At 41.3% G+C, this 14,725-nt stretch carries 11 protein-coding genes and 1 tRNA gene; 8 read left to right on the forward strand and 4 right to left on the reverse strand.

The features are described 5' to 3' along the window. From gpJ to A3G3_RS0107195, 6 genes are all read left to right on the forward strand, one after another. On the forward strand, nucleotides 1-5,194 hold a 5,194-nt coding region (gpJ, locus tag A3G3_RS14005), incomplete at its 5' end, for a TipJ family phage tail tip protein (protein ID WP_019519860.1). Then, nucleotides 5,191-5,748 carry a DUF4376 domain-containing protein gene (locus A3G3_RS14010; RefSeq protein WP_019519861.1) on the forward strand — a complete coding sequence of 186 codons (558 nt, stop codon included), beginning with the start codon at nucleotides 5,191-5,193 and terminating at the stop codon, nucleotides 5,746-5,748. The genes gpJ and A3G3_RS14010, both read left to right, overlap by 4 nt. Before the next feature lie 4 nt (nucleotides 5,749-5,752). Continuing rightward, nucleotides 5,753-6,079, forward strand: a complete 327-nt coding sequence (locus A3G3_RS0107185; protein ID WP_019519862.1) for a phage holin family protein — start codon at nucleotides 5,753-5,755, stop codon at nucleotides 6,077-6,079. Between the two features lie 36 nt (nucleotides 6,080-6,115). Then, nucleotides 6,116-6,796, forward strand: coding sequence for a M15 family metallopeptidase (locus tag A3G3_RS14680; RefSeq protein WP_019519863.1), 681 nt, complete (start codon nucleotides 6,116-6,118; stop codon nucleotides 6,794-6,796). A 224-nt stretch (nucleotides 6,797-7,020) separates the two neighbouring features. Further along, entirely contained in the window at nucleotides 7,021-7,191 is a 171-nt protein-coding gene (locus A3G3_RS14930; RefSeq protein ID WP_169333200.1) for a Com family DNA-binding transcriptional regulator, read from the forward strand. A gap of 3 nt (nucleotides 7,192-7,194) precedes the next feature. Further along, entirely contained in the window at nucleotides 7,195-8,034 is an 840-nt protein-coding gene (locus tag A3G3_RS0107195; RefSeq protein WP_019519864.1) for a DNA adenine methylase, read from the forward strand. Nucleotides 8,035-8,180: 146 nt separating this feature from the next. Here A3G3_RS0107195 and A3G3_RS0107200 read toward each other — a convergent pair. The 4 genes from A3G3_RS0107200 to A3G3_RS0107215 form a co-directional block, all read right to left on the reverse strand. Next, nucleotides 8,181-8,257: transfer RNA gene (locus A3G3_RS0107200), tRNA-Pro, on the reverse strand. 84 nt (nucleotides 8,258-8,341) lie between these two features. Beyond that, complete coding sequence (locus A3G3_RS0107205; protein ID WP_228702717.1) at nucleotides 8,342-9,583, reverse strand: extracellular solute-binding protein; 1,242 nt, start codon at nucleotides 9,581-9,583, stop codon at nucleotides 8,342-8,344. A gap of 137 nt (nucleotides 9,584-9,720) precedes the next feature. Further along, complete coding sequence (locus A3G3_RS0107210) at nucleotides 9,721-10,389, reverse strand: lipase family alpha/beta hydrolase (protein ID WP_019519866.1); 669 nt, start codon at nucleotides 10,387-10,389, stop codon at nucleotides 9,721-9,723. Between the two features lie 82 nt (nucleotides 10,390-10,471). Further along, nucleotides 10,472-10,969: an HPP family protein gene (locus tag A3G3_RS0107215; RefSeq protein ID WP_019519867.1), complete on the reverse strand. Its 498-nt coding sequence runs from the start codon at nucleotides 10,967-10,969 to the stop codon at nucleotides 10,472-10,474. Nucleotides 10,970-11,143: 174 nt separating this feature from the next. Here A3G3_RS0107215 and A3G3_RS0107220 point away from each other — a divergent pair, with 174 nt between their 5' ends. Both A3G3_RS0107220 and A3G3_RS0107225 read left to right on the forward strand, forming a co-directional pair. Beyond that, the gene (locus tag A3G3_RS0107220; RefSeq protein WP_026212910.1) at nucleotides 11,144-12,433 is read left to right on the forward strand and encodes a molybdopterin molybdotransferase MoeA; all 1,290 of its coding nucleotides are present in this window, start codon (nucleotides 11,144-11,146) and stop codon (nucleotides 12,431-12,433) included. A 45-nt stretch (nucleotides 12,434-12,478) separates the two neighbouring features. Continuing rightward, nucleotides 12,479-14,701: a capsular polysaccharide biosynthesis protein gene (locus A3G3_RS0107225; RefSeq protein WP_019519869.1), complete on the forward strand. Its 2,223-nt coding sequence runs from the start codon at nucleotides 12,479-12,481 to the stop codon at nucleotides 14,699-14,701. Nucleotides 14,702-14,725 lie beyond the last annotated feature (24 nt).

A 14,725-nucleotide genomic window follows, 5' to 3' on the forward strand; every position in this document is an offset into this window, starting at 1 on the left:
CATTGGCGTAGAACTTCGCCACGACCGCCCATACACAAAGGCGATTAACAACAAAGAACTCTCAGCGGTGCGTGTACGGCTAAATCTTAACGCCTTGCGAGAACAAAAAGACAACGGCGATATTGTGGGTTATGCGATTGAATACGCCATTGATTTGCAAACCGACATAGGGGCATTTGTGGAAGTGTTACGCCAAACTATTCGTGGCAAGGCAAGCTCTGGCTTTAAAAAATCGCATCGCATTGATTTACCCCCTGCTAAAAAGGGTTGGACAATTCGCATTCGCCGTATCACGCCAAACCGTGATAGCGATTTGGTCGCTGATAGCATGACAGTGGACGCACTCACTGAAATCATCGATGCCAAATTAGCCTATCCTTGTACCGCTCTTTTGGGCTTATCTTATGATGCCAAAACGTTTAACAATATCGCAAAATTGGCGGTGCGTTTAAAAGGCAAAATCATTCAAGTACCCACCAATTACAACCCTGATACTCGCCAATACACAGGACTGTGGGACGGTACGTTTAAAATGGCGTATTCTAATAATCCTGCATGGGTGTTTTATGACCTTTGTACCCATAAACGCTATGGTTTGGGCGAACGCTTAAATGGCATGGTGGACAAATGGCGATTATACCAAATCGGACAATATTGTGATGAACTGGTAGATGACGGCAAAGGTGGCAAAGAGCCACGTTTTACCGTGAATGTGTATATCCAACAAGCCGATGATGCGTACAAAGTGTTGCAAAACTTGGCTTCTGTGTTTCGTGGAATGAGCTTTTGGGACGGTCAAAACATTGTGGTGGATAGCGACACACGCAAAGACCCAGTTTATACCTTTTCACCTGGCAATGTGGTCGGTGGCGAGTTTAGTTACACAGGCACACGGGCAAGGGATAGACACACCGCCGTTAAAGTGGCATGGGATAACCCAGACAATGATTTTAAAACCGAATATGAAGCCGTGCAAGATGAAGAAGGCATTGCCACGCAAGGCTTGCGTATGCTTGATATGAATGCCTTTGGTTGTACCAGTCGTGGGCAAGCCATGCGTGCAGGATTGTGGGCGTTAAAAAGTGAGCAATTAGAAACACGCTCCGTCACCTTTAAAACAGGGCTTCAAGGCTTTATTCCACAAGTTGGGCAAGTCATTAATATTGCCGATAATGTGTTTGCAGGGCGTGCAATCAGCGGTCGGATTGTCAGTGTAAACGGCAAACAAATCACCCTTGACCGTGTGGCAGGGAAAGTGGGCGATATTCTGACAATCGCCACGGCAGACGGTGTTTTATCGACAAAAATTACCGCCATAAATGATAAAATTGTAACCGTTAATCAAGCGTTAAACGTGGCAAATGAAAGTATTTGGGCGATTGTGGCGGACGATTTAAAGTTAATGCAATTTCGTGTTTTAACCATTGAACAACATGATGATGCCACGTTTAGCATTCACGCCCTGCAGTACGAACCACAAAAATTTGATGCGGTGGACAATGGCGTACACATCACGCCACAGCCTTACAGCGTGTTAAAAGCCACGCCAATCACCGCCCCCAATAGCGTAACTTTGACAAGCTCCAATCGTACCGTACAAGGGCAAGTCGTAACCACCTTAACAATTAACTGGGAGCAAGTACAAGGGGCAACTGCCTATATCGTTAAATGGCGAAAAGATGACGGCAACTGGCAAACCTTGCCAAAAATAAGCGGTCAATCGGTGGATATTGACGGCGTGTATCAAGGGCAATATTTAGCCCAAGTACAAGCCGTTGATAGTTTTGATAACGAAAGTTTACCAACCACAAGCGAACTTACCACCATTCACGGCAAAACTGGCAAACCGCCACGCCTTGCTAAATTGGTTGTCAAGGGTATTTTGTTTGGTATGCAAATGGATTGGATATTTGCCAAAGGTAGTGATGACACCAATTTTACACAAATTGAGGTTAGTCCAGACGGACGTAGTAATATTGCAAGTTTAGGCACGTTTAGCTATCCAACAAACAGCCATACAATCAACGGTTTACAGGGCAATCTAACCCAGTTTTACCGTGGGCGGATTGTGGATAAACTGGGCAATACAAGCGATTGGTCAGCGTGGGTAAAAGGCGTAACCGATGCCAGTGCAGATAAAGTATTGGATTTGCTAAACGGTCAAATTACCCAAAGCCAATTACATCAAGATTTGGCAACGCCGATTGGCAAAATCGGTGCGTTAGACAGTCAAATGATGATGATTAACGCCAAAATGCCAACGATTGACAGCCAACTTGCCAAAGCCAATAGCGATTTGACAAAGGCGGTCGCTGACATTGGCACGCAAAAAACAGCATTAAATCAAGCGATTGTAGATATTAACAGCTTAAAAACGGCTGATAACACGATGAAGCAAGACATTGCGAGTTTAAAAGTGGCGGACAGTAACACCACCGCCGAGATTAACCGTGTGAATACTGCGATGATTAACGCTGATAGAGCCATTAACCAAGAACTAGCAAGCCAAAAAGCCACGCTTAACAATCAAACGGCTGAATTACAAACGGTCAAACAAACGATTGTGAATAAAGATAAGGCACAAAGCTTGGCGGTGGAAAAGCTAAATAGTCGGTTTGACAATTTAGCGGTAGGTGGGCGGAATTTATTAAAGCATACCGAGCACCTAGACCAATTATGGCGATTTGCTAGTGGCGGACAGGGCAACAGCATGACTATCAGTGATGGCGTGGCACGCTTAACAGGTGTTGATAACACTTGGAAGCATTTAGGCTATGACATCAACAAAGCAACTAGCGATGCGTGGTTAAAAGACGGCACAGTCTTTACTCTGTCTATCTACGCCAAAAAAATCTCTGGCAATCCTAGATTGTCCATCGCACTGCGAAAAGGCGTTACAGGTGGATTTAAAGATGATTTGGTGGGCAAAACTTTTGATTTGTCAAACGATTGGCAAAAACTTGTGGTGTCAGGTACGATGACAGCAGATGATTTGCAATATTTGTTTGTACGTTTTGAATTTTTTGAAAACGGTATTATTGAGCTTAAAAAACCAAAATTAGAATACGGCACAGTTGCAACTGATTGGACACCTGCTCTAGAAGATTTACAGCTTGAGATTAATTCATCAAACGCAAAACTTGATGAATTTAAAACCACGCAAGCAAGTAAAGATTTGGGATTGTCGCAACGTATTGATACGCTGAGTGCCGATATGCAACAAGGTGATAATCGTATTAAAGCAGAGTTACTAAGTGAGCAAACGGCTCGTATCAATGCGGATAACACACTCAGTTGGCGTATCGATAGCTTAACTGCTGATTATAATGGCAATAAAGCAACGATTAATAGTCAAATCAAGGCGTTAAGCGATAAAGAGCAAGCCTTAGCGACAAGCCAAAATCAGCTAACCGCCAAATTTGATAATCTAAAAATCGGCGGACGTAATTTGCTTGTAGATAGTGAATTTAAGCAAGGCAAGTGGCTATTTGCAGGACATAACAACCAATTTACCCACCGCATTCGTGATGGCGTTTTAACACTAGGCGGTAACATCCCATTTTGGAAACACGCCAAGCTGACAGGTGATGCAAGTTGGCTAAATGATGTATTGCAAATTGGCGAAACCTACACTTTTAGTGTGTGGGCAAGAAGTACACAAGGGCAAAAAACTGTGTTTATCTCAATCCGCAACTGGAAAGATGGGCAGTTTAGCGAGAACATCGCCAAACGAGAACAGGTGGGTGAGATTTGGCAGCGTATTGTTGTGACAAGCGTTTATCGCCAAACCCCACACAACGGGCAATATCTTGATGTGCTACTTGAACATGGCGAGATTGGCGAAGTTGAGTTTAAACAGCCAAAACTAGAAATTGGTAATGTTGCGACAGATTGGACACCTGCTATCCAAGACAACACCGCTCAAACCATTATTACCACTGCCACCGATTTAAATACACTTACCAAAACAGGCAAGTATTTTATCAAAGCAAGCACGACAAATAGCCTATCGCAAAACTGGCTATTTGTTGATGTAGAAAACAGTGGCGATGACTGGATTATCAAGCAAACCGCCACCCAACACAACAACATCAAAAATCAATGGGTACGCCAAAGGTACAACGGCAATTGGGGCGTCTGGGAGAAAAACGCCACCGCAACAGACATCAATGCCAGTATTGACGAGGTCAAACGCACTTTTGCAAGTATTGACACCGCCACCGCCCAGCAAATCACCACACTACAAACCACGCTAAACGGTCAAACATCTAGCATTCAAACGCACGCCCAAAGTATTGACGGCTTAAAAGCCCAATACACCGTCAAGGTGGATAGCGGTGGGCGTGTGTCAGGCTTTGGTTTAGCAAGCGGTGGCGGGGTTTCTGATTTTTCGGTGCGTGCTGATAAGTTTTTAATCGCTCCGCCAAGTGGTAATGGCAAGGGGGATAGTCCGTTTATGGTTTTGACAACGCCAACCAACATTAACGGCACGGTCATTCCAAGTGGTACTTATATTAAAAGTGCTTATATTGCTAATGGTAGTATTAACAACGCTCATATTCAGGACGGTAGTATTAGTAATGCCAAAATTGCCAATGCTAGCATCAGCAACGCCAAAATCATGGATTTATCGGTTAGTACGCTTAAAATTCAAGATAGGGCGGTAACTGTACCACATACATTTACCGATACCAACCCAAAAAATTTTGAAAATAAACGAATGGACACGTTTGAAAAAAGCGAAGCAGGGTGGACAGTCCCTGAGATATCGGAATGGGTGTTACATGGTTTAACGCCACATACTGAAATCATGGTCGTTGTAGATGTTGGGCGATTATCCATGTTTATTCGCCGACCTGATAATATAGCCTATAGCAAAAACTATGATTGTGCAGTGCGTTTGGGCGTGGGTTATATGTCCACATCTAGCCCTGAGGATTGGGATATTCTAAATCATGCACAAGCGTTACCAATGTTAATCGCCAATCCAAATTTGAGCCATCCAGTGCCTGTTGCAAGTAGCACAACCGCTACGCAAGTATCAGGAGCTTTTTTCCGTAGATTGACCGTACCTGTAAACGGTAGGGTTGATTTAAAACTATGGTGTTCGGCGTATGGTTCTATTGATGACAGAACCATTATCACCGCCAAAACCGACAAAGTAACATGGTATGTACTGGAGCTTAAAAAATGAAGCATTACATTTATTATGACAATCACGGCAAAATCACAGGCACAGGCACCGCTAACCTTGCCACTATTACCGCCAATCAAGGCGGTTTTTTTGTGGCAATTTTACCAGAGTTGTTAAAAAATCCTGATGATTATTATTATCAAAATGGCTTAATCAAAAAACCAGTTAAACCAAACGGAGATTACCGATTTGATTATGCAACAAAAACATGGGTGGATTTGTACACATTGGACGAATTACAAAGCCAAACATGGGACAAAATCAAACAACAGCGAGATATTTTGTTAAGTAAAATTGTATTTAATGGTGTTTGGTTCAGTAGTGATGTGGTATCTCAACAGCGTTTGGCGTTGGCGGTACAAAGTGGACAAGATGCGGTTTGGACAAGTCTGGACAATCAGCAAATTGCCATGACAAATGAACAATTAACCAATCTTTATCAAGCGATTGCCGAACAGACCCAAGCCATTCATGCCAAATCGCAACAACTTAGACAGATGATTGAAAATGCAAACGACAAAATTATTTTAGAAAATATTAATTTATTGGAGTAAAAACATGCAAGAAAACGACTGGCTATATTTTATCGTAACCTTACCCTATGTGCTTATCTTGTCATTGGCAGGTGGGCTTGGGGCGTTTATTATGCGACTTAATCAAGCGACCGAGCCACAACCTTTAAAACTCATCTTTGTAAAATTATTGGGTGAGTTGTTTTTAAGTGGGTTTTCAGGGCTTTTGACTTTTTTATTATGCAAAGAATTTGAATTATCTGCCAATATGACCGCCGTTGCCGTTGCCATTAGTGGACATTTGGGCGGTAATATGATTGTGTTAATCAGCGAATATTTAAAAAAGTTTTTTAGTAATAAATTTAATATTTAACCGCCCCTTTGGGGGCTTTTTTTATGGAGCAAACAAATGAGTAGTTATGTAAGACAGCTTCAAACTCGGCTTAAAGAAGCAGGGTTATACACGGGCGAAATTGACGGCATTGCAGGAAAATTAACGCTTCAAGCGGTAGAGCTTGCCCTTGCAAGAGGTGTTTGTACTACAGGTGAACAAAAAGACGTAGCGGTTATCCACGCCACCGACCCAACGGTGGACGGTAACGAGCATTTACTCGATGTCGCAGATACGCCAACGAACAAACAAAATTTTAGCCTTAGTGAATTGAGTTTGAAAAGATTGCAAGGTGTAAATCCCAATCTTGTCAAAGTCGTCAAAAGAGCGATTGACATTACTGGCGTGGATTTTCGGGTATCAGAAGGCTTACGCACGATTGAGCAACAACGAGAATATGTGCGACAAGGTAAAAGCCAAACCATGAATAGCCGACATTTGACAGGAAACGCCGTTGATTTGGTGGCGATTGTGGACGGTCAACTTTCTTGGGATTTCAATCATTATTATACAATCGCAAAAGCAATGGCACAAGCCAGTACCGAATTAGGCGTAACGGTGCGTTGGGGTGGTGCGTGGACGAATATTAACCGAAAAGACGGTACACCGCAAGACTGGGTGAAAGACTACAAAGCCGAACGCAAACGGCTTGGCAAAAAGGAATTTTTAGATGGGGTGCATTTTGAAATTCCTACTTAACGATAATAAAACGTTATGATTAACCCTAGAAAACAAAACCGCATAAGTATCAACTTGTGCGGTTTTTAAATGCAAAGAACAGGGCGATGCTAAGTAGCTTGCAAATACAAAGCACCCCTTTGACAGTCCAGTTTAACCCAACCTGTCGCAGGCAAAGACCCTGCTACTGTGTACACAGCGGTAGCAGAATATCACATTTTGAAAAATCTGCAACAGGTATTTTTATGAGATTTATTTTATGTACAAACTGCAATAAGAAATTATTAAAAATTGGCAATTTTGACAAAATGTCTATCAAATGTGGCAGATGTAAGACTGTCAATGCCTACAACGAAAATTTGAGTGTCCAGAACACCGAACCTAGAACGCCTAAGAGCGTCAAATTATCGGAGTAATGTATGACATTCAAAACCTATAAATCCGCACCTTTGCCGTTTATCGGACAAAAACGCTTTTTTATTTCGCATTTTGTGAAATTATTAAAAGACAAAATCCCCAATGACGGCGAAAACTGGACAATCATTGATGTTTTTGGCGGTAGTGGGCTATTGGCTCACAACGCCAAACGTCTGCTACCCAAAGCAAGGGTAATTTATAATGATTTTGACGGTTACGCCCAACGCTTGCAAAACATTGCTGATACCGAGCGATTACGGCAAAAACTGTTTGATTTATTAGCCAATGCTGAAGATGAGCGAAAATTAAACGACCAACAGCGTAAGCAAATCATTGAAACGATTAATCAATTTGACGGTTATCTTGATATTAACGCCATTGCAACGTGGATTTTATTCAGCGGTAAACAAGCGAAAACTTTAGATGAATTGTATCAAAATACGTTTTATAATACCGTTCGCAAAACGCCTTATAAAACGGCTGACGGCTATTTGGACGGTTTAGAAATCACACATGAAAGTTTTGAAACATTAATACCAAAATTTGCCAATCAACCCAATACATTATTGTTGCTTGACCCACCTTATGTGTTCACCGAACAAACGGCATATCATCAGGCTAAATATTTTGGTATGGTGGAATTTTTAACTCTGATGAGCCTTGTTCGTCCGCCTTATATTTTCTTTAGTTCTACAAAATCTGAATTACTGGATTATTTGGCTTATGTCCAAAAACATCAACCCCACGATTGGGATAGATTGGGTGGTTTTGATAGGTTGTTTTTACAATCTCAAGTCAATTATCATAAATCGTATCAGGATAATATGATTTGGAAGTTTTGAGTTATCCACAATGATTTTTGCTAATCAAAAAAGTTATCCACAATGTTATAAATTTATCCGCAAGATAATATCCACAAAAAAACGTGGAAAAAGTGTGGAAATAAAAAAATCAACAACGCTAAGTTGTTGATTTTATTAATGGTAAATGGTCGGAACGGCGGGATTTGAACTCGCGACCCCTTGCACCCCATGCAAGTGCGCTACCAGACTGCGCTACGCCCCGAAAGGCTTACTATTTTAACAAGATTTGCAAAATTTGCAAGTTTTTTATACAAATTTCTTGGCTTTTTATGTTTGGTTTTTGCGTTTAACGATAACCTGCCAACTGCATTAGCTCAATGGCTTGTTCTTGTTTATTCGCATATTCGCTGACGGCGATGTTGCTAGGCTTAAACTCACCCCAAGACTTGAGCTGTGCTGAGGTTTCCACCTGCGGATTGACAGGAAACGTATGACTAATACTGGCGAACAAACCTTGATGTTCCTTATCCGCTAACCATTCAGCAAGTTTTAACGCCAGTTCTGGCTGATGAGCATTTTTTGGCAAAGCGATTGCCATAATATTGGTATGCACGCCACCGTAGCCCGAGTTTGCCCATGCCAGTTGTAACGAGTTTTTCGGCTGAGCTTTTTGGTAGCTGGCGAAATGATGACTGCTGACCAAGCCTGCTTGACATTTACCACTTTCAATCGCTTCTAACACTGCTTTATCATTGAGCAACACAGGCATGGTAAGATTGTTTTGATAGCCTGACAGCACTTCTTGGGTTTTTTTGTCGCCTAACTGGCTCATTAAATCCACGACAAAACTGCTATTTGACGGATAAGACGCTTGGGTAACACACAGTTTTTGATACCATTTTTCTTTTGCCAAATCTGCATAACTGCTAAAATCTTTTTCCGTTAACAATTTATGGTTAAAAACAACCACTTTGGCAAAATACGACAATGTTAACCAATGAGCATCTGTATCTTGAAAACGGCTCGGTACAGCTTGGTTGGCTTTTTCGGCGTTAAAGGGTTGTAGTAGTCCATATTTAATGCCGTTTTGTAACACACCAACGTCTTCGGTTAACACCATATCTGCAGGGCTATGGTCGCCTTCTGCTTGTAGCCGAGCCATGATAGACATGGGTTGGTCTTCGATAATTTGGGTTTGAACGCCTGTTTTTTGTGAAAATTCACTTAATAATAGTTGAAGATTTTTTTTATCAACTGACGTGTATAATGTAATAATATTATCCAATTTTTCAGTCTGTGAAGCCGTTGTGCTGGCGGTGCTAGCTGACGTGTTTTTGATGATAATGTTGGGATTGTTGGATTGTTGGATTGACGTGCTTGCCATGGTGCTTGCGGTGCCAGATGTGACAGTTTCGCTGTTTGGCGTTTGTTTAGGATTGCTTGGTTGACAGGCGGTTAACCCCAAAAGTGTCACTGACACGCCAAGTACAAGGGGCGTTTTGGTTTTGCAAAATGGCTTGCAAAAAAGTGGCGGATTAACAAAAAAACTGAGCATACCAAGCGTACCGTATCGGGGAAATTTTAACAATAATTTAACGTGTTTTTAGAAAAAATTGTCAAAATTGGCTAAAAATCGTAAAAATTTATCAAATTTGAATATTTTAGCATATTTTTAAGCATGCTTTAAATTTTATTTGACAAATTTTAGCGTTCAGCTTTTAGTATTTAGCTTGATAAATTGTGCAAAAATTGTCCATTTTTTAAAAAATACGCCACTTGTTCGGTCACATGACGGTCAAAAATCATGCCTGTATGCGAGACAGGTAGGGTTAAATGGTCGGTTTGGTTGCTTAGTTTGGTTTCAGTGACAAATACTGTGCCGTCATTTTCGCCAAACATTTGAGTGTCTTTTTGCCGAAGTACCACTCGCCCAAGCCCTGCCGACTGCGTTCCTGCGATACTGCCAAGTGCCACGCCTGTCGGTAGCTTTGGTGTGCGACCGTCCAAGCCTGCGTGATAGGATTTGCCAACAAAAATCGGTAAAAATTGCATGACTCGTTGTGCCGATAGACTGCCGTTGTGCGGTGTGCCAAGCGTTACCACACGTTCAATTTGCCAGTTGGGATAACGTTGCAAAAAATCACGGATAACCAGTCCACCCAAGCTATGCCCAACGAGATACAGTGGTTGAGTGGTTTGAAAATGTTGGCAAAGATAGCGGTTTAGACGGTCGCTGTGAGCCGAAATCGGTTGCAACATACTATAATAGCCAAAAATATTGACCGTAAATCCCTGTTCACACAAGCGATTGGCAAGCGGTTGCATCGCCCAAGCATACATATGTAAACCATGTAATAAAATCACAGGTGGGTGTAACTGTTTGTTATTATTCATGATTTTTATTGCTTAAATAGTTGTTAATTTGGTCTAATATAAGGTCAAATTAGCAATGAAACAAGGCTTGCTTGGTAAAAAATTACCAATAAGTCGGATAACGCCTATCGCCTAGATTATTGTAAATCAATGCCACACCAATCAAAATCAGCGAGCCAAACAGCGTCGGCGTCCACAAAAAATCCCAATCAACCGCCCCAAGCATGACAATGACAGGGTTTGAGCCTGCAGGTGGGTGTGGAATTTTTAAAAGTAGCATCATGGCAATGCCCGTCCCGACCGCCAGTGCCATGCTCCACCATGTAAAGCCAAACAAGTTAAAAAACACCAAGCCCGTTAAAGTCGCCACAAAATGCCCACCGATAACGTTTCTGGGCTGAGCGAACGGGCTTTTTGAATAAGCAAACACCAAAAGACAACTTGCTCCAAACGACCCCAAAATCAGCAATTTATTAAGCGACACGGACGCATAGGCAAACGCCGACGTCGCAAGTACTGCCCCAAGCCAAGCGATAGCAATGGATTTGGCGGGCAGACGGTCAGGAATTTTTTCATAGGGTTTAAATAAGGGCTTTTTCATACGCATTTTATTTTAAAAATTTGGTTAAGTGTAACAAACTTTATGGCTAAGTAAACTCCTACTTTTTTTGAAAAATCAAGCAAAAACAATCCCAAAGAAGTATAGACACTTGATAAAAAAAAGGGTATTTTTTGCCAATTATTTGTGAATTTTTATAGTGAAAAAGGTCAAATGATGATTACCGTTTCTGAATTAAAATCCGCCATTCTCAACCGTTGTGAGCGTTATAACAATGATTTTCCGATTGCCAAGCGTGAGGTGATTGAATTGCCGACCTTAAAGGCTATCAATCATACTTTAGCACACGATATGACATCAAGCCTTGATTTACCTCGCCAAAATTTATCGGCGATGGACGGTTTTGCCTTGGGCTTTGGTAGTGATTTGGACAAAAATACTACGTTTGATATTATTGGTGAATCCTGTGCAGGCACGCCTTTTGGTGGTGAAATTTTAAAAAACCAAGCCGTGCGTATTTTTACAGGGGCGGTTGTGCCAAGCACTTGTGATACGGTGGTGATGCAAGAAAACACCGATTTTGAGACGCTTAAAAATCAAATTGATAAAAGCAAAACTTATCAAATTACACTCACTAAACCTGCCAGTCTTGGCTCAAATATTAGAAGACAAGGCGAGGAAATCACCACAAGCGAAACTTTCTTAAAGGCTGGTAAACGCCTAAATCCTGCTGATTTATCTTTACTTGCCAATTTAGGCGTGGCAACTGTAAACGTGGTTAAGCCTTTAACTGTCGGTATTTTAGCCACAGGCGATGAACTGGTGCAGGTGGGGGAGCCTTTGACGCATTTGGCACAGATTTACAATTCTAATACACCAACGTTAAAAACCTTGCTCATGAGTTTGCCCATTGAAATCCATGATTACGGCATCATCCCTGATGATTTGGAAAAGACCACCCAAGCAGTTAAACGTGCGATTGATGAATGCGATGTGATTATCTCTAGTGCAGGTGTATCGGTGGGTGATTATGATTTTTTAACGCAAGTGGTTGATAGTCTTGGTAAAATTAATCATTATAAAGTCTTGATGAAACCTGGAAAACCGTTTGTTTTTGGTGAATTTGACACGGATAACAAGCAAATTTTATATTTTGGCTTACCTGGTAACCCTTTGTCCACCATTGTTGGTTGTTTACAGTTTGTGCGTCCAGCCATTTGGCGATTGACAGGCTGTGCGATAAATGATTTGCCAAAAACCTTAAAATTATCAGCAATTTGCCAAAAAAATATTGTCAAAAAAGGCAACCGCCAAGAATTTCAACGAGCATATTTTGAGCAATTGGATAATGGGGAATTTATCGTTACACCATTTAGCGGACAAGATTCGCACCGTGTCAAGCAATTAACAAAAGCCAACTGCTTACTCGTATTACCTGCTGAGTGTACAGGTGTGAATATCGGTGATAAAGTTAGCATTGAACCGTTTCTTTGGAATTTTGGCTAAAATTTGCTATAATAGCAGTCATTTTTCACAAAATATAGGTCAAAAATGGCAATTAAGTATGCCGTACTTGGGCAAGGTATCGTTAACAATAACCGCTTGCTCGCCCAATATCTGACAGTTTATCAACAACAATCTGCCGAAATTCAGCGATTAACGGCTAAAACTTCGTTCAAACAAGCAATAAAGTTGGCAGAAAAACCTGATTTTATTTTGGGTTGGGGACGTAAAAAAAGTTATTATAAAGCCAAGACGGTTGCCAAAGTATTGGGCGTGCCGGTTTTAACCTTAGAAGACGGTTTTTTGCGTTCGTTGGATACTGGGCAGGCGAGCCGTTATGCCTGTAGCTTGGTGATTGACCCAATTGGTATTTATTTTGACAGTCATCAGCCGTCCTTGTTGGAAAAGTTAATTATTAAACAAAATTTAACACAAGATGAAGAAAAACATGCGAATTATTTAATTAATAAAATTATTAGTCAACGTTTGTCCAAATATAATACCACACCAAAATTAGGCACGCTAAAGGCGTTAAATCTTGACAAAAATCAGCCAAATATTTTGTTAATTGACCAAGTGGCGGGCGACCAATCCATTAGTGGGGCAGGGGCGACTGCCGATACCTTTACGAAAATGCTGAAAATGGCGTGCGACACACACCCAACAGCAACGATTTGGATAAAAGCCCACCCAGCGGGCAAAGTTGGTTATTTAACTGAACAAATTTTGCCAAATCAAGTGCGACTGATTAGCCATGCGGTCAATCCGCTTGAGCTACTTGAGCAAATGGATGAAGTTTATACCGTCAGTTCGCACATGGGTTTTGAAGCCTTGATGCTCGGTAAAACCGTACATTGCTTTGGCTTGGCGTGGTATAGTGGTTGGGGTTTGACCGATGACAGTTATCTTAAATCAGCTTGTCAAATGGCTTATCAGCAAGTTTGGCAGCGGCGTGGGGCAAACAAACAGCCGACACTGGCAGCAGTTTTTTTTGCCTGTTATTGCCAATATAGCCAATACGCCAATCCCGCGACAGGGCAGGCGTGCCAGATTGAACAAGTGTTAGATTGGCTGATAACCAACCGACATTGGCGAGAAAAATTGCCAAAAAGTATGACAGCCTATCACATCAGCTTTTGGAAAAAAGGCTTTGTTAATCAATTTGTGCAACTATCTAATATGGATTTGTTTTACAAACCACGCCTAGAACCACGCACGATGTTTGATAAAAATCATTTAAAATTCCCCAAAACCCACCCATTTTTGGTATGGGGATTTGCCAAAAAACGCCAATTAGTGCAAAAACTTCACCAGCCAAATACCGAAATTTGGTGTATGGAAGACGGTTTTATTCGCTCCAATGGGTTAGGTGCAGATTTGATTGAGCCGTTATCCGTGGTTTTGGATAAAACAGGCATTTATTATAATGCGACTGAACCAAGCGATTTAGAAAGTTTGTTAAAAAATTTTGCCCAATTGAATATTGAACAAAATCAACGAATTGAGCGATTAAAAAATACACTTTTAACCAATCAAGTCAGCAAATACAATGTCGGCAAAACCGAAAAATTACAACTGACAACCGAAAAAACCAAAATTTTAGTCGTTGGCCAAGTGGAAGATGATATGTCAGTAAAACTGTGTGCCAGTGATATAAAAAGTAATTTGGCGTTGCTAAAAGCGGTGCGAGCGGACAATCCGACTGCCTATATCGTGTACAAACCGCACCCAGATGTGCAGGCAGGCTTGCGTTTGGGCAAAGTTAGTGACGATGAAATGTATGAATTTGCCGACAAAATGGTATTAGATGCTAAAATCGCCGATTGCTTGGCTGTGGTGGACGAAGTGCATACGATTAGCTCTTTGACAGGTTTTGAAGCCCTTTTGCGTGGGCTTTCAGTCACTTGTTACGGTTTGCCATTTTATGCAGGTTGGGGGTTAACCAATGATAAAGCCAATAATCCAACCGCTCAAACTGCCAAAAACCGCCGACAACGTTCACAAAATTTAACTTTAAATCAGTTAATTTATGCCATTTTAATTGACTATCCGTTATATCGTATTCCAAATGGTTATGGATTGGCCCAGGTAGAAGACGTGATTGCGTTTTTATATGACTATCCAAGTCAAAATAATCAACAAAAGTCCAAACGTAGCGTATTTTCACAAGTTCGGCAAACGCTTAAAAACACTGGCAAGCATAAATTTATGCAAACGAGACAGTTGGTTTTACAAAAACTGCAAAGAAAACAAGCAACTGACAACGTATGATGTATAATGTACATACCTTCATCT

The sequence above is a fragment of the Moraxella boevrei DSM 14165 genome (assembly GCF_000379845.1).
Classification (GTDB): domain Bacteria; phylum Pseudomonadota; class Gammaproteobacteria; order Pseudomonadales; family Moraxellaceae; genus Faucicola; species Faucicola boevrei.